Source organism: Allobosea sp. FBZP-16 (genome assembly GCF_002831785.1).
Classification (GTDB): domain Bacteria; phylum Pseudomonadota; class Alphaproteobacteria; order Rhizobiales; family Beijerinckiaceae; genus Allobosea; species Allobosea lupini.
Genome location: NZ_LNCQ01000048.1, coordinates 135,308 through 152,344 on the forward strand (window position 1 = coordinate 135,308; position 17,037 = coordinate 152,344).

Below are 17,037 nucleotides of genomic sequence, written 5' to 3' on the forward strand. Positions count from 1 at the left end.
GGGCATGTCGGCACTCTCCGCCGCGATAACGCCGCTCCGGCGCCTGCCGGAGCGCTGGCTGCGCCCGGTCGCGCGCATCATGCCCAAGGGGCTCTATCCGCGCGCCCTCGTCATCGTCATCGCGCCGGTGGTGCTGCTGCAATCGGTCATCGCATATGTCTTCATGGAGCGGCACTGGCAGACGGTGACGCAGCGCCTGTCCTCGGCCGTCTCGTCGGAGATCGCGACGCTGATCGACGTCTATGAGAGCTATCCGCAGGACGACCAGGCGACGGTGATCGGCCGCATCGCCGAGGAGCGGCTCGGCATGGATGTCGAGATCCTGCCCGATACCGACCTGCCAGCGCCCGGCACCCGCCCCTTCTTCTCGCTGCTCGACAGTGCGCTCTCGGCCGAGCTCGCCCAACAGGTCAAGCGGCCCTTCTGGCTCGACACGGTCGGCCGCTCGAGCCTGATCGAGATCCGGATCAAGATCGGCAAGGATGTGATGCGGGTGCTGACCCGGCGCAGCCAGGCCTATGCCTCGAACAGCCACATCTTCCTGCTCTGGATGATCGGCACCTCGCTGATCCTGCTCACCATCGCAGTGCTGTTCCTGCGCAATCAGATCCGGCCGATCCTGCGTCTAGCCGACGCCGCCGAAGCCTTCGGCAAGGGCCGCGACGCCGATTTCCGGCCGCGCGGCGCACGCGAAGTCCGCCGCGCCGGCAATGCCTTCATCGAGATGAAGCGGCGCGTCGAACGCTCGATCGGCGAGCGCACCATGATGCTGAACGGCGTCAGCCACGATCTGCGCACCATCCTGACGCGGTTCAAGCTCTCTCTTGCCCTTCTCGACAAGTCGCCAGATCTCGAGGCGCTCGAGAAGGATGTCGACGAGATGAGCCGCATGCTCGAGGATTATCTCGCTTTCGCGCGTGGCGATGCCGGCGAGGCACCGGTCGAGACCGATATCCGCGCCTTGCTGGAGACGCTCAAGGCCGATGCCGAACGCCAGGATCACCAGACCGAGCTCACCGTGGTCGGGGACCCGCTTGTCGTCGTCCGGCCCGACGCGATCCGGCGCCTGCTCACCAATCTGGTTTCGAATGCCGCGCGCTTCGGCGACCGCATCGCCATCCGCGCAACCCATGACGCGCGCTATCTGATCGTCATGGTCGACGATGACGGCCCGGGCATCCCGCCCGAGTTGCGCGAAGACGTGTTCAAGCCATTTTTCCGCGCCGACGAGGCCCGCAACGTCGACGGCGGCGGCACCGGCCTTGGCCTCGCCATCGCGCGCGACATCGCCCGCTCGCATGGTGGCGACATCATGCTGGGCGAGTCGCCGCTCGGCGGCCTGCGCGCCACGGTCAGGCTGCCGGTCTGAGCGTGCGGCTTGCACAGGCGGCTCGCGTAACCGCACTGTCTTTCCGGGGCTTTGCACAGCAAAGAGCCCGGAACCCATGAACACCTGCCACCACAATATGGACGCGGCCGTCACCGCACCCTTCCGGCAGCATCGTGTTCACGGGTCCCGGGCTCACGCCTCCGGCGTGCCCCGGAATGACGGGCGGTGGTTCAGTGGCTCCACAAGGCCTTGCGGGCGCAGCTGTTCACCCGCTCGACGTCGCTGCGGGAGAGGGCGATGTCGTGAAGCGCCACGTCGTCCATGCGGTAGAGCGCCCGGGCGCTGGCCCGCGCCGTCAGCCAACCCTCGAAACGCAGGAACAGCCCGGCGAGCCCATGAGCATGGTGCGACGTCGAAAGCGAAAGATTTTCTGTGGTGGCTCCGGCCGGCATGACGGCCTCCTTTGATCTCGTTACTGGCAGGAAATTTGGGGCTTGCAGGCCTTGGAAGCAAATGAGAACTTCTTTGCCTCAGCCCAAGCAAAACTTGGCCACCCAATGTCCCGCCGCCACCTGCCGCCCCTGACGTCGCTGCGCGCGTTCGAGGCTGCCTCACGGCACCTCAACTATGAGCGGGCGGGCGACGAGCTCGCCGTCACCGCCAGCGCCGTCGGCCAGCAGGTCAAGACCCTCGAGGCCTGGCTCCAGCGCCCGCTCTTCACCCGGCTGCCGAGCAAGGGCATCGCGCTGACGCCGCTCGGCCAGCGCTATGCGACGTCGATCTCGCAGATACTCGATCAGCTCGACGAGGCCACCGCGCGAGCCTTGCGGCCCGACACCGCCAACATCCTCACGGTCAGCACCATGCCGAGTTTCGCGCTGAGCTGGCTGATACCGCGCCTCGGCGTGCTCAAGCAGCGCCACCCCGAGCTGGAGGTGCGCATCTCGGTATCGATGCATCTCACCGACTTCGCTCGCGAGGATGTCGACATCGCAATTCGCTATGGCGAAGGCGCCTATACCGGGCTGCATTCCGAGCTGCTGATGACGGAGACTTTCTTCCCCGTCTGCAATGCGGCCCTGCTCGACGATCCCGACCGGCCGCTGCGCGAACCATCGGATCTGCGCCACCACACCCTGCTGCACGAGCTTGCCGAAGGCATCCCGAAATATGTGACCTGGCCGCAATGGCTCGCCTATGCCGGCGTCGACGATATCGACGCCTCGCACGGCCCCCGCTTCTCACATACCTTCCTTGCCCTGCAGGCTGCTTCTTCCGGCCAGGGCATCGCGCTCGCAACCAGCGCCCTGATCGGCGACTATCTCGAAGCCGGCCGCCTGGTGCGCCCCTTCCCGCAGCAATTGCCCGGCGCTTACCAGTACTATGTCGTGTGCCCCGAGGCCGTGGCAGAGCGGCCTGCGATCGCGGCCTTCCGCCGCTGGATCCATGAGGAGGCGGCCCAGCATGCGACGCTGCGCTGAGCCTGAGCTCAGCTCCCGGGCCTGATCACCGGAAGCTGCTGCAGCCTTGCCGCGGCGAAATCGAGGAAAGCTCGGACCTTGGGCTGGAGGTGCTGCCCGCTCGGCACGACGAGTTGCACCGGCGAGGCAGCAGGCTCCCATTCGCGCATGACCCGCACGAGTGTGCCGGCCGCGATATCGGGCGCGGCCTGATAGGATAGCGCCCGCGCCAGACCGCGGCCGGAGCGCGCCGCGATCAGCACCGCTTCGATCTCGTTGACGATCAGGCGCGGCGTGACCTGCACTGTCGCGCTGCGCGCATCGCCGGCGAAGCGCCAGAGCATGCTCTGGCCGGCGGCGATGCTGACGATGGTGTCATGGCCGGCGAGGTCGGCCGGTCGCTGCGGCGTGCCGCGGCGCTCCAGATAGGCCGGCGCCGCGACCAGCACGCGTCTGACCTCGCCGACCTTGCGGGCGACCAGCCGCGAGCTCGGCAGCGCGCCGATGCGGACTGCCAGATGCAGCCCCTCCTCGATCAGGTCGAGATTGCGGTCTGCCAGCACCAGCTCGATCTGGATCTCCGGATGCAGGTCTAGGAACTCGGCGACCACCGGCGTGACGTGGCGCCGGCCGAAGGCGGTCGGCGCCGTGATCCGGATCAGGCCGCGCATCGGTGCCGCCGTCACGCCCGAGAGCGAGGCCTCATACTCCGCGAGGATGTTGCGGGCCGCGGCGGCCAACTCCCGTCCCGCCTCGGTCGCCATCAATTGCCGCGTCGTGCGCGCGATCAGCCTGACGCCGGCCCGCTCCTCCAGCGCCGCCAGCGCCCGCGTCACCGCCGGACGCGAACGCCTGAGCTGGCGCGCCGCGCCGGCGAGGCTGCCGGTGTCGATGATCGCGACGAAGATGGCGAGCTCGTCGAGCCGATCCATGATCATTCCATCATTCGAAATTCTGATTTGCCAACCTATCAGCTATCGACGCCAAGTTGAAACAATCAGATTGGAGCAGCACCACCGCGAGGCCCTGATGACCCAAGCCAAGATCACGCTGCACGGCACTGCCCTCTCGGGCCATACCCACCGTGTGGAATTGCTGCTGCGTGCGCTCGGGCTGGACTTCGATGTCGTGCCGGCACCAGCGGACGTCCGTCGCAGCGATGCTTTCCGCAAGCTCAACCCGTTCGGCCAGATCCCGGTCCTGCAGGACGGCGACCTCACCTTGGCCGACAGCAACGCCATCCTGGTGTATCTGGCCAGGCGCTACGCGCCGGAGAGCGACTGGCTTCCGCAGGAGCCGGTGGCAGCGGCGCAGGTGCAGCGCTGGCTTTCGATTGCCGCCGGCGAGGTCATGCACGGCCCGGCGGTCGCCCGGCTGATCGCGCAGTTCAAATACGACGACGATCCGGTCAGGGCCGAGCGCGTCGCCTCGCGGTTGCTCGCGTTCATGGAGGAACATCTCAAGGGTCGCAGCTTCCTCGCCGCCGAGCATCCAACGCTCGCTGACCTCGCCTGCTATTCCTATGTCGCGCATGCCCCGGAGGGCGGCATCCCGCTCGATCCCTATCCGGCGGTGCAGGCCTGGCTCAGGCGCGTCGAGGCCCTGCCCTTCTTCAAGCCGATCCCGCCCTCGCCCATTCCAGTGAAGGCCTGAGACGATGGACGCCTCGCCCTTCCATGACGGCGAACTGGAGGCGCAGGCGCTCGCCGGCGAGAGTTCGCGCGGAACCGGCATCCGCGACTTCATGCCGGACCAGCATCGCGACTTCTTCGCGCTGCTGCCCTATCTCTTCGCGGCGGGGCGCGATGCTCAGGGCAAGCCGATCGCGACGATCCTCACCGGCCCGGAAGGCTTCGTCACCAGCCCGACGCCGAACGAACTCGCGATCGCCGCCCTGCCCGCTTCGGGCGATCCGGCCGATGCCGCGCTGAGTGTGGGCGCATCGGTCGGCCTCCTCGGGCTCGATCTGCGCACCCGCAGGCGCAACCGCGCCAATGGTGTGATCAGCGGGCGTGACGGACACGGCCTGACGATCGCGGTGGATCAGAGCTTCGGCAATTGCGCCAAATACATCCAGCTCCGGCAGCACGAGCCCGCATCAGCGTCTGCTCCCGCAGTCGAAGAACTCGGCGGCCTCGACCCGGCAGCCAGCGCCCTGATGACGGAGGCGGACACGCTCTTCATCGCCAGCGGCTCGGAGAGCGGCCTTGATATGTCGCATCGCGGGGGCAGGCCAGGCTTCGTCCGGATCGCAGGCAACCGGCTGAGCATGCCGGACTTCGCCGGCAACAGCTATTTCAACACCTTCGGCAATCTGCTGCGCGAGCCGGCGACGTCCCTGCTCTTCATCGACTTCGCCAAGGGCGACCTGCTGCAACTGCAGGGCGTGGCGGAGGTCGTTTGGACCGGACCGGAACTGGCCGGCATTGACGGCGCCAAGCGCCTGCTGAAGGTCGAGGTCACGCGGGCCTGGCGGCGCAAGGCCACCCTGCCTTTGCGCTGGAGTGAGCCGGAACCGGCGCCGACCACGCTTACGACGGGAAGCTGGCGTCAGGATCGCGCCGCCTGAGCGAGTAACGGGCTTCTACCTGCTTTACTAAAGAAGGCGCGGTTGTCCCGGGCGGAGCGCAGCGTAGACCCGGGACCCATTCCGGAACCTCAATCGGAAAGGCTCAGGAATGGATCCCGGATCGGCGCCGCTGCGCGGCTTGTCCGGGATGACACTACGGGAGATGTCGAGGCCGCCCTCTTCGGGGCAATCGCTCCCAAAGGCGTTAGTCCTAATCAGTACAGCCGCCCGCCGGCGGGCACCTCGAGCGATGGGCCGATCAGCACGACCTCGCCATCGCCATCCGGAACGCCCAGGGTCAACACCTCCGACATGAACTTGCCGATCTGGCGCGGCGGGAAGTTGACCACCGCCAGCACCTGCCGGCCCGTGAGGTCCTCGGGCCGGTAGTGCCTGGTGATCTGCGCGGACGACTTCTTGCGGCCGATCGTGCCGCCGAAGTCGATCACCAGCTTGATTGCGGGCTTGCGCGCTTCGGGGAAGGGAGCGGCTTCGACGATGGTGCCGACGCGGATGTCGACCTTGAGGAAATCGTCGAAGCCGATCTCAGCGGCGATCTCGCTAGGCGTACTCAAAATTCCTCCCAGCCGCGATCGCCGCCATTGGCGACCTTGCGCGCGGCCCTGCCATGGTTCGAGGCAGGCGCGGCCGCCATGGCGCGCGCCGGGCGCGGCGCAGGCGCCGCAGCCTGCGCCATCTTGCCCGCCATCGCCTTCAAGGCAACCACGTCGCCGCCGAGCCTGAAGCGCCCGACCAGCGCGGCGAGCCTGTCGGCTTCCTGGGCCAGGGCCTGCGAGGCGGCGGTCGACTGCTCGGCCATGGCGGCGTTCTGCTGCGTCGCCTGGTCCATCTCGTTGACTGCGGTGTTGACCTCCTGCAGCCCCGTCGCCTGCTCCTGGGCGGCCGAGGCGATCTCGGCGACCAGCGAGGTGGCGCGGGTGATCTCGCCCGACATCCGCTCCAGCGCCGTGCCGGTCTGGCCGACCAGCGCGACACCCTTCTCGACCTCGACGCTGGAGGCGGTGATCAGGCCCTTGATCTCCTTGGCCGCATCCGCCGAGCGCTGCGCCAGCGCCCGCACTTCGGAAGCGACCACCGCAAAGCCCTTGCCGGCATCGCCGGCGCGCGCCGCCTCGACCGAGGCGTTGAGCGCCAAGAGATTGGTCTGGAAGGCGATCTCGTCGATGACGCCGACGATCTGCGAGATCTCCTCGGAGGATTTCTCGATGCCGCTCATGGCGGCGACGGCTTCGCGCACGATCTGGCCGGACTGCTCGGCCTCGCCCTTGACCTGGGTGGTGGCGTGGCTCGCCTGGCGCGCGCCCTCGGCGGTCTGCCGCACGGTCGCGGTCAGCTGGTCGAGCGCCGTCGCAGTCTCCTCGACGGAGGAAGCCTGCTGCTCGGTGCGGCTGGCGAGGTCGTCGGCCGCCTGGCTGATCTCGCCGGCGCCCGCCTTCATGCTCTCGGTATTGGTCGCGATCTGACGCATCGTCTCTTCGAGATGCGCCATCGCGGCGTTGAAGTCGTTCTTGAGCTTGGCGTATTCGGCGCTGAAGGAAACCTCGATCCGGTAGGTCAGGTCGCCCTCGGTCAAATGCTCCAGACCGGCGCCGAGCGCGTCGACGACAACCGCCTGCTTCTTCGCCTCCTCGCCGCGCTGCGCCTCGTTGAGGCTCCGCTGCGTATCGGCTGCGCGGCGCTGTTCGCCGGCATCGGCTTCGGCCTGCGCCTTCTCGGCCTCGACCTGCTGCTTCGTCAGCGCCGCGTCGCGGAAGACGACGAGGGCGCGCGCCATGCTGCCGACCTCGTCCTGGCGCTCCTGATAGGCGATCGGCGCCTTGAGATCGCCGGCGGCCAGCGTGCTCATATTGCCGGATACCGTGCGCAGCATCCCCGAGGCGCGGCGGCTCAGGAAGACGACGAGGCCGAGCAGCAGCAGCGCCAGCGGCACCAGGACGACCGCGACATCCTTGATCAGGCCGTAGAACGAGGCTTCGACGGCGTGGACATGCATGCCGGTGCCGATCGACCACTGCCACTTCGGCACGCCGACGACATAGGAGATTTTCGGCGTCGGCTCCTTGTCGCCGGGCTTCACCCACATGTAGTCGACGAAGCCCGCCCCCTTGTTCCGCGCCGTGTCCGTCAGTTCCTTGACGAAGAACTTGCCGGTCGGGTCCTTGAGCGGCGACATGTCGGTGCCGACCAGCTTCGGATTGGCGTGGGCGACGTTGAAGCCGTCATAGCGGATGACGAAGAAGTAGTTGCCGTCGTCGAAGCGGGCGTTGGCGATCGCGTCGAGCGCGAGCTTCTGGGCGTCGGCGTCCTTGAGTTCGCCCTTTTCCACCTTCGCCACATAGGCGTTCACCGTGGAGGCGGCGGCCTCGACTGCGTTCTTCACCTCGGACCGCTTGAGATCGAGCATGTCGATCCGGGCCTGATTGAGCGTCACCGCGACGCTCGCAACCGTGACGACGGCGGCCAGAATGGCGACCAGCCCGAACGAACGGCTGATCGACAGCCCGGTAAGCTTCTTCAACGCAGACATGTCGCCCCTCGCGAACGTGATTCTTCACATTCGCCACAGGTGGCTAATGGCTGCTTAACGCTGTCACTTTTTTGCCACAATCAGCAGTTGCTGGCCACAACCGAAGATTGCATCAGATGGCCGCCGCGTAGTCGTCGCTTTCCTCGTTGCGCATACGCTCGCGCCGCGGTGTGCGCCGCACGCCCGAGCAGAGCGAGCGGGCCAGCCCGCGCAGCGGCGCCGTCAGCCGGTGGACGTCCTCGACGCGCGCCATGATCTGCCCGGCTGTCTTCAGCTCGCGGTCGAGCTTGGCCATGGTGCGCGACAGCTCCGGCTCATCGTCTTCCAGCCAGGTGTCGAGTACGCGCGCCATCAGCAGCGTCGCGCCACGGACACGGACGGAGCCGAGATCGTCCTCGGTGGGGATGCCGGCCGAGGCCAGTAGATAGCGCCAGGAGTTTAGCGAATTGCGCCCGAGTGCGGCGAGCGCCAGCGGCTGGCGGCGCAGATGCGGCATCACCGCCTTGAGCCCGGCCTTGTAGGGCGCGAGCGCATCGAGCCGGCGCATCACCAGATCGAAGACGCGCTCCCTATAGGATTCCTCCATGAGATCGTCGGAGCTGCCGGCCAGCACCGCATCGTCGAGGATGCGGCCGAGGCCGCCGAGGATGGCGAGCTTGGAGGGGAAGAGCCCGCGGAGCTCGGCGAGGCTGAGACCGGCCTCGCGGGCGATGGCCGGCAATTCGATCTCATCCCAACCTTGCGCCGCCGCCAGCCGGAACAGTGCATCAACGACGGCACGGCGCGGCTCAGGCTTCGCAGCCGGCTTATCGGCCTCGGGGGAAACGGGTTTGCGCGCCATCGACGTCTCTCCTGTCGCGAGCTGATACGAGAGAAGCTAAGGCGTGAGATGGGCGGTTGAAAGGCCGCGTCAGCCGGAAAGCTCCTCGGCGCGGCGTTTGGCGGCAGCGACGGCGCGTCGCATCAGCGGTGCGAGGCCGTTGTCGGCCATCAGCACTTCGAGCGCGGCCGCGGTCGTGCCCCCCGGCGAGGTCACGTTCTGGCGCAAGGTCGCCGGCGGCAGCGGCGACTGGAACAGCATCTCGCCGGCGCCCTCGACCGTCGCCCGCGCCAGGCGCTCGGCGATCTCGGCCGGCAGGCCTGCCGCGACACCGGCAGCCGCGAGGCATTCCACCATGTTGAAGACATAGGCCGGCCCCGAGCCCGAAACGGCGGTGACAGCGTCGATCAGCCCCTCGTCGCCGAGCCACTCGACCTTGCCGACGCCGGCGAGCAGCGCATCGGCCAATTGCCGCTGCGCCTCGCTGACGCCTTTGCCCGCCGCAGCGGCCGTGATCCCGCGCCGGACCGAAGCCGGCAGGTTCGGCATGGCGCGCACGATCGCGTTCGCATTGGGCAGGCGGGCGGCGAGGTCGCCGAGCGTCTTGCCGGCGAGGATCGAGATCAGCAGCGTCTTCGGGCCGATCAGCGCCTGCACGGCAGGGGCGGCCGTGTCGAGCATTTGCGGCTTGGTCGCCAGGACCACGACCTCGGCGGGAGCCGGCGCGGCAGGGTTGACGCTCATGCCATGGGTGGCGGCGAGCGTCTGCATCTCCTCGGAGATATGCGGGTCGAGCAGCGTGATCCCCGCGCCGTTCACGCCTATGCTGAGCCAGCCCTCCAGCATGGCGCCGCCCATCTTGCCGGCGCCGACAAGGGTGAGGGTCTGCGGAAGCGGGCTGGCCATGGCGTGTCTCCGGTCGATGCGCGGTTGCGCATGGACCTGAACCGCCAAGCAAGGTTCCGGTCAAGCCCGGACCAGCTGGCTTTCACGCCTCGCCGACCGTCTCCAGCAGCGCGCCCTCGAGCGCCTCGCGAGCGTTCTTGCCGGCCCAGACGACGAACTGGAAGGCCTGGTAGTAGCGCTCGCAGGCGTCGATCGCCGCCTTGATCAGGCCCGCGGCCTGCTCCTCGGTCGGCTCGGCCCCGCCCGAGAGCAGCAGCGCATGGCGGTACATCACCACATTCTCGCGGCTCCACAGGTCGAAATGCCCGAGCCAGAGCTGCTCGTTGACCAGGCTGACGAGGGTCATCACCTCGTTGCGGCGCCGGTCCGGCACCCGAAGGTCGAAGGCACAGGCGATGTGCAGCGACTCGACTTCCCCGAGCCAGGTGATCGCGACATGGTAGTCGGCCCAGCCACCGGTAACGGAAACCGAGAGTTCGTCATCGCTGTCGCGATCGAAGCTCCAGTCGTTCAGTGCGGCGAGGCGTTCGACGAGATCGAGCGGGTTGGAGGGGCGTTCGGTTTCAGCGTCCAGATCAAGGTCCATCATGCCCAGGGTCCAACAGCCGGCGCTGGCCCTGACGGCAGGCGCGGCCTGTTCAAGAACGGGAACACGGCGACTGGAAAAGCGTAAGGCACGCAACCCGACCAGAAGATCACTGATATGATCTTCGCTTCATCGGCGGGCTCTCAAGTAGAGCCTACCGACGAATCACCTCTCTTCATCGACGATAGCTCAGGCGAGTCAGGAGCCCTAACAGAACCTGCGCGGTTCTGATCGAGCCCGTCGGCACCCGGTACGCGACGCAAGCTCTGCGGATTCGACGCCGGTCTCAATCCCTTACCGGGACTGTCCACAACGCGAAGCTGTTGGCTGGCCGCTGGCCAAACTTGACAGAGGAGTTACTTCGACTCGGCCTTGGCCTCGAGCGCCGCCAGCCGGGCTGCGAGCTTGTCGTTCTCCTCACGCACCAGCAGCGCCATCTCGCGCACCGCCTCGAATTCCTCGCGTGTCACCACGTCGAGATCGCGCAGCAGCCGCTCGATCTGGGTCTTGACCACGGTCTCGACCTCGCGACGCACGCCCTGCGCCGCGCCGGCGGCATCGGTCGCCAGCCGGGCGATGTCGTCGAGGATACGGTTGGACGTGCTGACCATCGGAACTCTCCGGCAGGCGCTCCATGCGCCCTCCCGGGAGATATGGCGAAGGAGCGCCGGTAGCGCAATCGCCGCGGCCCAACCGGCCCGGCGGGGCCCTCGCCTGCCCTGTCTGGACCTTGGGGATCGTTGCGCCTAAAACGGTCGCCGCAGGGAAGACCAGCAATCCAAGCCCGAACAAAGGGCGGGAGGCGTCATGTCGGTACGTTTTAACGGCCTCGTTCTGGGGCCGCTCGCCGCGCTTGCGCTAGCGGGCTGCCAGGAAACCACCACCGCGACCGCGCCGCGGCCGCGTGTCGATGCGCCGGGTGTTCCGGTCTCGGTCCAGAGCATCTCGGGCGCGCCCGACCAGGTGACGGCGCATTTCGCCGGCCTGCTCGGCGAAGCTGCGGCCGAGCGCAAGATGGAGATCGTCCCCGGCGACAAGCCGGCCCGTTTCCGGGTTCGCGGCTATCTCACGGCCCAGCCCACCGAGGACGGCCAGACCGCCCTCGCCTTCGTCTGGGACGTCTATGACGAGAGCAAGAAGCGCGCCCAGCGCGTCCAGGGCGAGAGCCTCGGCCGCCGCGCCGGCGGCGGTGACCCCTGGGCCGGCATCGACCAGACCATCGTCGCCAAGGCCGCGTCCGAATCGGCCGACGCGATCGCCGGCTTCCTGACGACCGCGCCGGTCCCGGAAGCGAAGCCGGACGCGAAGAGCAAGACCCGCACCGCTCAGGCGGATACGGAGAAGAAGCGCTAGGAGCTCGGAGCTACCCGGAAGCCCTCTCCCGGAACGGGGGAGGGTTTGGGAGGAGAAAGAGCCGACGCTCATCGACCGTAGCGCCACCGCTCTCCCCCGTTTAGGGAAAGAGGACCTGACGCGCTTCCGAAGCACGCCCCTTCGGCCTCCCGTGAAACGTGCGCCGCGCCTCATTGCAGTGCAGCATTTGCATGGGGATGTCGCACCTCTTTGGTCGACTCGGCGTCATCACACTGTTATGAGCCCTTCGAAACTGGACCGCCCCCGTTCGGACGGCTCACCTTTATCTGCGTTTCGGGTGCACCCGGCATGGCCTCCTCCTTCAAAGTCGTCGCCGGCAATTCCAATCGCCCGCTCGCCGAAGCCATCTGCGGCCATCTCGACGTCCCGCTCGCCCGGGCCCAGGTGCGGCGCTTCGCAGACATGGAAATCTTCGTCGAGATCCAGGAGAACGTTCGCGGCCAGGATGTCTTCATCATCCAGTCGACCTCGTTCCCGACCAATGACCACCTGATGGAGCTGCTGATCATCACCGACGCGCTGCGCCGCTCCTCGGCCAGGCGCATCACGGCGGTGATCCCCTATTTCGGCTATGCGCGGCAGGACCGGCGCGCGTCGGGCCGTACTCCGATCTCGGCCAAGCTCGTCGCCAACCTGATCGCCCATGCCGGCGTCGACCGCGTGCTGACGCTCGACCTGCATGCCGGCCAGATCCAGGGCTTTTTCGACATCCCGACCGACAACCTGTTCGGCGCCCCGCTGATGGCGCGCGACATCAAGGACCGGCTCGAGTGGAAGAACGCCATGGTCGTCTCGCCCGACGTCGGCGGCGTGGTGCGCGCGCGGGCGCTGGCCAAGCGCATCGACGCGCCACTCGCCATCGTCGACAAGCGCCGCGACCGGCCGGGCGAGTCCGAGGTGATGAACATCATCGGCACGGTCGAGGGCCGCTCCTGCATCCTGCTCGACGACATCGTCGATTCCGGCGGCACGCTGGTGAACGCGGCCGAGGCTCTGCTCGCCCAGGGCGCCCGCGAGGTCTACGCCTACATCACCCATGGCGTGCTCTCCGGCGGGGCTGTGGCGCGCATCGCCTCCTCCAAGCTCAAGGAGCTGGTGATCACCGATTCGATCCTGCCGACCGAAGCGGTGAAGGTGGCGCGCAATATCCGCGTCATCTCCATCGCCGGGCTGATGGGCGAGGCGATCGAGCGCACCGCAAGCGAGTCGAGCGTCTCCAGCCTGTTCGATTGAGCGAGCTGCCGGCAGGCTGCCTCTCTCCAACGTTTCACTGACCCTTGCGGGTCATCCCGGACCCAGCAAAGCCGAGATCCGGGACCCATTCCGGAGCTTTTCCGAATAAGGCTCCGGAACGGATGCCTGGTCTCCCTCCGGTCGCCCGGCCTGACTCGCGGACTTGGATGCAGGATGAGAAAGGACCGGCCATGACCTCGCGTGCCCTCGTCCTCTTCTCCGGTGGTCAGGATTCCACTGTCGCCCTGGCCTGGGCGCTGGAGCGATTCGCTGCCGTCGAGACCGTCGGTTTCGACTACGGCCAGCGCCATCGCGTGGAATTGGAGTGCCGCGAGACGATCAGGGCAAGGCTGCCCGGCCTCGCGCCGGTCTACGCCGACCGGCTCGGGCCGGACCATCTGCTCGACCTGAAGACGCTGGGCGCGATCTCCGACACCGCGCTGACCAGCGAGAGCGAGATCGCCTTCGCAGAGACCGGTCTGCCGACCACCTTCGTTCCCGGCCGGAACCTGATCTTCCTGAGCTTCGCCGCGGCGCTGGCCTACCGCCGCGATTGCAAGCACATCGTGCTCGGCGTCTGCGAGACCGATTATTCCGGCTATCCCGACTGCCGCGACGACACGATCAAGGCGATGCAGGTCGCGCTCGGACTCGGGCTCGACCGAAGGCTCGTGCTGCATACGCCGCTGATGTGGCGCGACAAGGCGCAGACCTTCGCCCTGGCGAAGGAGCTTGGCGGCGAGCCCCTGCTCGAACTGGTGGTCGAGGACACGCATAGCTGCTATCTCGGCGACCGCAGCAAGCGCCATCCTTGGGGTTATGGCTGCGGCCATTGCCCGGCATGCGACTTGCGAGCCAGAGGCTTTGCGGCTTATGAGGCCGCGCCGGACGACAGTGGACCCAGAGGCTGTTAGTGACCATGACGATTGATCGGCAGCGCCAGATCGAGGGCTACGTCGCCCTCGCCCTCTTCACCCTGACCATTCCGCTCGCCAACTGGATGATCGGAAACGTCGGCACCGTCTGCGTGCCCGACGGGCCCTGCCTCGTGCCCGTCGCGCCCGGCATCAAGGCGCCGAGCGGCGTGCTGATGATCGGGCTCGCGCTCGTGCTGCGCGACATCGTCCAGCGGCGCCTCGGCCCGTTCGCCGGCCTCGGCGCGATCGCGATCGGCACGCTGATCTCCGGCATGCTGGCCCCGCCGGCCATCGTGCTGGCCTCGACCACGGCGTTCCTGCTCTCCGAGCTCGCCGATTTTACGGTCTATACGCCGCTGCAGCGCCGCCATTTCGTCGCGGCCGTCGCGGCCTCCAGCGTGCTCGGCCTCGTCGTCGACAGCCTGGTCTTCCTCTGGCTCGCCTTCGGCAGCCTGGACTTCCTGACCGGCCAGATCATCGGCAAGGCCTGGATGGTCCTGCTGGCGTTGCCGCTGATGCATCTACTGCGCCGGCGCGACGAGCGGATCGGGCTCTCTCCCGCCTGAGGTTCGAAAAACCGACAATTCGACCTAAGCGGGAAACGGCGATTTCATGCCCGTGCGGCATGATGGCTCCTCCCGTTCCGCCGAGTGTCCCGATGCGCCGTCACGATTCCGTCGAGCGTCTGCAATCCCTGCAAAACGCCATCCTGGAATCGATCGCACGCGGTGAGGAACTGGCGGCGATCATGGCCACGCTGTGCAAGCGGGTCGAAGCGCTCGCTCCCGGCGTCGTCTGCTCGGTCGTCACCATCGACGCCGATTTCCAGCTGCGGCCGCTCGCAGCGCCGAGCCTGCCGCGATCCTATGGCGAAGCGATCAACGGCATCCCGATCGGCCCTCGCGTCGGCTCCTGTGGCACCGCGATCTACCGCAAGAGCCCGGTCGAGGTGACCGACATCGCCAATGACCCGCTCTGGGAGGGCTATCGCGCGCTCGTGCTGCCGCTCGGTCTGCGGGCCTGCTGGTCGAGCCCGATCGCCGCGCGCGACGGGCGCGTCGTCGGCAGCTTCGCCTTCTATTATGGCGAGCCACGCGGTGCGACACCGTTCGAGCGCCGGATCGTCGAGACCTGCGTGCATCTCTGCGCCATCGCGATCGAGCATGAGGAGGTGAACGCCCGCAATCACCGCCTCGCCTATTTCGATACGTTGACCGGCCTGCCGAACCGGGCCCGCTTCAACGAGGCGATCGCGCAGGCGACACGGCAGCCCTCGTCGCGCTTCGGCCTTATCCTGATCGACATCGACCACCTCAAGGCGGTCAACGACACGATGGGCCACCCCGTCGGCGATCGGCTGATCGAGGTCGTCGGCGCCCGCCTCGCCAGCGTGGCACCGAAGGGAACCGCCTTCAGGATCGGCGGCGACGAGTTCGCCGTGCTGGTGCCGGGCTGCGACAAGGCCGGGCAGTTGCGCGGCGTCGCTGGTGCCATACTCGCCGCAATGCATCTGCCGATCGATTGCGAGGGGACGAGTATCGTCCCGAGCGTCACCATCGGCGGCGCCATCGCCGGGGAAGACGGTGCCGATAGCGTCACCTTGCGCCAGAATGCCGATTTCGCGCTCTACCACGCCAAGGAGACGCGGCGCGGCGGTTATGTCCGCTTCAAGGGCGGCCTGCGGACCTCGATGATCCGCCGCATCCAGACGATCCGCAGCGTCGGCGACGCGCTCAGCGCCGGCCGCCTGATTCCCTACTACCAGCCGATCGTCCGGCTCGACACCGGCGAGGTCCGGGGCATGGAGGCGCTGGCGCGCTTGCGTCTCGACGACGGGCGCGTGGTGGCCGCCGGCGAGTTCCAGGACGCCCTTCTCGATCCGAAGCTCGCCCATCGCATCTCCAACCAGATGCTTCCCGCGATCGCCGGCGACATGGCGCATTGGCGGCGCGAGGGCCTGTCGATTCCCTTCGTCGGGCTCAACGTGACCTCCGCCGACTTCCAGAAGGGCGATCTCGTCCAGCGCATCGTCAGGGCGTTCGAACGGGCGCAGGTACCGCTCGAGCACCTCGTCGTCGAGATCACCGAGCAGGTGATCATGGGCGGGCGCCGAGACGGGGTCGCGCGGACCATGGAAGCCCTGCGCGAACGCGGCATCCTCGTCGCGCTCGACGATTTCGGCACCGGCTTCGCCTCCCTCACCCACCTGCTCGATTTTCCGGTCGACACGATCAAGATCGACAAGTCCTTCGTCGCCGGCATCGAGGGTGGAACCAGGAACAGCGCCATCGTCGAGGCGCTGATCGGCGTCGCCAGCCGGCTCGGCATGCGGATCGTGGCCGAGGGCATCGAGACCGACGGCCAGGCCCGGCGCCTGGCCGCAATGGGCTGCTGCCTCGGCCAGGGCTATCATTATTCGCGGCCGATGCCGGCCGAGGCGGTCCCCGCCTTCGTCGGCAGTTTCAGCCGCGCGCTGTCGAACTCGCCGGCGCGCCCGTCCGCCAGCGCCGCCTGAAATCCGGCTCTGGACTTGAGATTGTCCCCGGTTTCGCCTATGAGCCTGCCTGCGCCCCACTGACACCCTTGGAGGCAGGGGCGCAAACCGCAATGGCCGCCGGCAGGCGGCCATGTCTTTTGAAGAACTAAGGATCAGACACATGACCGCCGTGAAGCAGATTCAGGCTTCGGCGCGCGCCCAGGTCGGCAAGGGGGCCGCCCGGGCAGTTCGTCGCCAGGGCCTCACTCCCGCCGTGATCTATGGTGCGGGCGAAGCCCCCGTCGCCATCGCGCTCGATGCCAACAAGACCCGCCAGATGATCTATGCTGGTCACTTCCTGACCACGCTGTTCGAGATCGACGTCGCCGGCAAGAAGACGCGCGCCATTCCGCGCGACTACCAGCTCGACCCGGTCAAGGATTTCCCGATCCACGTCGACTTCCTGCGCGTCGCCGCCGGCCAGACCATCAAGGTCGAGGTTCCGCTGCACGTCGTCGGCCAGGAGCAGTCGCCGGGCCTGAAGAACGGCGGCGCCCTCCAGATCGTCGCGCACTCGCTCGAGATCGAAGTCGCTCCCGAGAGCATCCCCGAGTTCATCGAGGTCTCGGTCGCCGGGCTCGAAGTCGGTGATACGCTGCACATCGACGCGCTGAAGCTGCCGGCCGGCGTCAGCCTGACCTCGACCAAGGATCTGACCCTGGTCACGATCATTCCGCCGACGGTCGAGGACGAGGAGCCCGTCGCCGCCGAGGGCGAAGCCGAAGCCGCCAAGGCCTGAGCCTGGCGCCTCCTTCGGG

Annotated in this window: 18 protein-coding genes; 10 read left to right on the forward strand and 8 right to left on the reverse strand. The window is 67.6% G+C overall.

Annotated elements, in window-relative coordinates; genetic code table 11:
* Positions 1-4 precede the first annotated feature (4 nt).
* Positions 5-1,369, forward strand: coding sequence for an ATP-binding protein (locus CXY91_RS24365; RefSeq protein WP_100964264.1), 1,365 nt, complete (start codon positions 5-7; stop codon positions 1,367-1,369).
* A 191-nt stretch (positions 1,370-1,560) separates the two neighbouring features.
* Here the strand turns inward: CXY91_RS24365 and CXY91_RS24370 are convergent, their stop codons facing one another.
* Positions 1,561-1,782, reverse strand: a complete 222-nt coding sequence (locus CXY91_RS24370; protein ID WP_100964108.1) for a DUF1127 domain-containing protein — start codon at positions 1,780-1,782, stop codon at positions 1,561-1,563.
* Between the two features lie 105 nt (positions 1,783-1,887).
* On the opposite strand from CXY91_RS24370, the gene CXY91_RS24375 reads away from it, so the two are divergent.
* Positions 1,888-2,811 (forward strand): transcriptional regulator GcvA, encoded by a 924-nt coding sequence (locus tag CXY91_RS24375; protein WP_091839340.1) that lies wholly within the window; start codon positions 1,888-1,890, stop codon positions 2,809-2,811.
* 8 nt (positions 2,812-2,819) lie between these two features.
* Here CXY91_RS24375 and CXY91_RS24380 read toward each other — a convergent pair whose 3' ends face one another.
* The gene (locus tag CXY91_RS24380; RefSeq protein ID WP_100964265.1) at positions 2,820-3,722 is read right to left on the reverse strand and encodes a LysR family transcriptional regulator; all 903 of its coding nucleotides are present in this window, start codon (positions 3,720-3,722) and stop codon (positions 2,820-2,822) included.
* 97 nt (positions 3,723-3,819) lie between these two features.
* On the opposite strand from CXY91_RS24380, the gene CXY91_RS24385 reads away from it, so the two are divergent.
* Positions 3,820-4,443: a glutathione S-transferase family protein gene (locus tag CXY91_RS24385; protein ID WP_091839336.1), complete on the forward strand. Its 624-nt coding sequence runs from the start codon at positions 3,820-3,822 to the stop codon at positions 4,441-4,443.
* Positions 4,444-4,447: 4 nt separating this feature from the next.
* Positions 4,448-5,359, forward strand: coding sequence for a pyridoxamine 5'-phosphate oxidase family protein (locus CXY91_RS24390; RefSeq protein ID WP_100964110.1), 912 nt, complete (start codon positions 4,448-4,450; stop codon positions 5,357-5,359).
* Between the two features lie 215 nt (positions 5,360-5,574).
* On the opposite strand, the gene CXY91_RS24395 is transcribed toward CXY91_RS24390, so the two are convergent.
* The 6 genes from CXY91_RS24395 to CXY91_RS24420 form a co-directional block, all read right to left on the reverse strand.
* Positions 5,575-5,934, reverse strand: coding sequence for a tRNA-binding protein (locus tag CXY91_RS24395; protein WP_100964112.1), 360 nt, complete (start codon positions 5,932-5,934; stop codon positions 5,575-5,577).
* Positions 5,931-7,907, reverse strand: coding sequence for a methyl-accepting chemotaxis protein (locus tag CXY91_RS24400; protein ID WP_158673571.1), 1,977 nt, complete (start codon positions 7,905-7,907; stop codon positions 5,931-5,933). Before CXY91_RS24400 ends, CXY91_RS24395 begins: the two co-directional genes overlap by 4 nt.
* Before the next feature lie 112 nt (positions 7,908-8,019).
* Positions 8,020-8,748 carry a TetR family transcriptional regulator gene (locus tag CXY91_RS24405; RefSeq protein ID WP_100964114.1) on the reverse strand — a complete coding sequence of 243 codons (729 nt, stop codon included), beginning with the start codon at positions 8,746-8,748 and terminating at the stop codon, positions 8,020-8,022.
* 69 nt (positions 8,749-8,817) lie between these two features.
* Positions 8,818-9,633, reverse strand: a complete 816-nt coding sequence (gene proC / locus CXY91_RS24410) for a pyrroline-5-carboxylate reductase (protein WP_100964116.1) — start codon at positions 9,631-9,633, stop codon at positions 8,818-8,820.
* Positions 9,634-9,715: 82 nt separating this feature from the next.
* The gene (locus CXY91_RS24415; RefSeq protein ID WP_091839316.1) at positions 9,716-10,222 is read right to left on the reverse strand and encodes a type III secretion system chaperone family protein; all 507 of its coding nucleotides are present in this window, start codon (positions 10,220-10,222) and stop codon (positions 9,716-9,718) included.
* A gap of 353 nt (positions 10,223-10,575) precedes the next feature.
* Positions 10,576-10,830 carry an accessory factor UbiK family protein gene (locus CXY91_RS24420; protein ID WP_100964118.1) on the reverse strand — a complete coding sequence of 85 codons (255 nt, stop codon included), beginning with the start codon at positions 10,828-10,830 and terminating at the stop codon, positions 10,576-10,578.
* Between the two features lie 196 nt (positions 10,831-11,026).
* Between CXY91_RS24420 and CXY91_RS24425 the strand changes: the two genes are divergently transcribed.
* From CXY91_RS24425 to CXY91_RS24450, 6 genes are all read left to right on the forward strand, one after another.
* Entirely contained in the window at positions 11,027-11,572 is a 546-nt protein-coding gene (locus CXY91_RS24425) for a hypothetical protein (protein WP_100964120.1), read from the forward strand.
* A gap of 309 nt (positions 11,573-11,881) precedes the next feature.
* On the forward strand, positions 11,882-12,826 hold the full coding sequence (locus CXY91_RS24430) for a ribose-phosphate pyrophosphokinase (protein WP_091839305.1): 945 nt from the start codon (positions 11,882-11,884) through the stop codon (positions 12,824-12,826).
* A gap of 191 nt (positions 12,827-13,017) precedes the next feature.
* Positions 13,018-13,740 carry a 7-cyano-7-deazaguanine synthase QueC gene (gene queC, locus CXY91_RS24435; protein WP_100964122.1) on the forward strand — a complete coding sequence of 241 codons (723 nt, stop codon included), beginning with the start codon at positions 13,018-13,020 and terminating at the stop codon, positions 13,738-13,740.
* Positions 13,741-13,745: 5 nt separating this feature from the next.
* Complete coding sequence (locus tag CXY91_RS24440; RefSeq protein WP_100964269.1) at positions 13,746-14,309, forward strand: VUT family protein; 564 nt, start codon at positions 13,746-13,748, stop codon at positions 14,307-14,309.
* A 92-nt stretch (positions 14,310-14,401) separates the two neighbouring features.
* The gene (locus CXY91_RS24445; protein ID WP_158673572.1) at positions 14,402-16,258 is read left to right on the forward strand and encodes a putative bifunctional diguanylate cyclase/phosphodiesterase; all 1,857 of its coding nucleotides are present in this window, start codon (positions 14,402-14,404) and stop codon (positions 16,256-16,258) included.
* A gap of 142 nt (positions 16,259-16,400) precedes the next feature.
* Complete coding sequence (locus CXY91_RS24450) at positions 16,401-17,018, forward strand: 50S ribosomal protein L25/general stress protein Ctc (protein WP_091839295.1); 618 nt, start codon at positions 16,401-16,403, stop codon at positions 17,016-17,018.
* Positions 17,019-17,037 lie beyond the last annotated feature (19 nt).

Coding starts and splice junctions, on each gene's coding strand:
- CXY91_RS24365 (WP_100964264.1), top strand. CDS start 5: ATGTCGGCACTCTCCGCCGCGATAACGCCGCTCCGGCGCCTGCCGGAG.
- CXY91_RS24370 (WP_100964108.1), bottom strand. CDS start 1,782: ATGCCGGCCGGAGCCACCACAGAAAATCTTTCGCTTTCGACGTCGCAC.
- CXY91_RS24375 (WP_091839340.1), top strand. CDS start 1,888: ATGTCCCGCCGCCACCTGCCGCCCCTGACGTCGCTGCGCGCGTTCGAG.
- CXY91_RS24380 (WP_100964265.1), bottom strand. CDS start 3,722: ATGGATCGGCTCGACGAGCTCGCCATCTTCGTCGCGATCATCGACACC.
- CXY91_RS24385 (WP_091839336.1), top strand. CDS start 3,820: ATGACCCAAGCCAAGATCACGCTGCACGGCACTGCCCTCTCGGGCCAT.
- CXY91_RS24390 (WP_100964110.1), top strand. CDS start 4,448: ATGGACGCCTCGCCCTTCCATGACGGCGAACTGGAGGCGCAGGCGCTC.
- CXY91_RS24400 (WP_158673571.1), bottom strand. CDS start 7,907: ATGTCTGCGTTGAAGAAGCTTACCGGGCTGTCGATCAGCCGTTCGTTC.
- CXY91_RS24405 (WP_100964114.1), bottom strand. CDS start 8,748: ATGGCGCGCAAACCCGTTTCCCCCGAGGCCGATAAGCCGGCTGCGAAG.
- proC (WP_100964116.1), bottom strand. CDS start 9,633: ATGGCCAGCCCGCTTCCGCAGACCCTCACCCTTGTCGGCGCCGGCAAG.
- CXY91_RS24415 (WP_091839316.1), bottom strand. CDS start 10,222: ATGATGGACCTTGATCTGGACGCTGAAACCGAACGCCCCTCCAACCCG.
- CXY91_RS24420 (WP_100964118.1), bottom strand. CDS start 10,830: ATGGTCAGCACGTCCAACCGTATCCTCGACGACATCGCCCGGCTGGCG.
- CXY91_RS24425 (WP_100964120.1), top strand. CDS start 11,027: ATGTCGGTACGTTTTAACGGCCTCGTTCTGGGGCCGCTCGCCGCGCTT.
- CXY91_RS24430 (WP_091839305.1), top strand. CDS start 11,882: ATGGCCTCCTCCTTCAAAGTCGTCGCCGGCAATTCCAATCGCCCGCTC.
- queC (WP_100964122.1), top strand. CDS start 13,018: ATGACCTCGCGTGCCCTCGTCCTCTTCTCCGGTGGTCAGGATTCCACT.
- CXY91_RS24440 (WP_100964269.1), top strand. CDS start 13,746: ATGACGATTGATCGGCAGCGCCAGATCGAGGGCTACGTCGCCCTCGCC.
- CXY91_RS24445 (WP_158673572.1), top strand. CDS start 14,402: ATGCGCCGTCACGATTCCGTCGAGCGTCTGCAATCCCTGCAAAACGCC.
- CXY91_RS24450 (WP_091839295.1), top strand. CDS start 16,401: ATGACCGCCGTGAAGCAGATTCAGGCTTCGGCGCGCGCCCAGGTCGGC.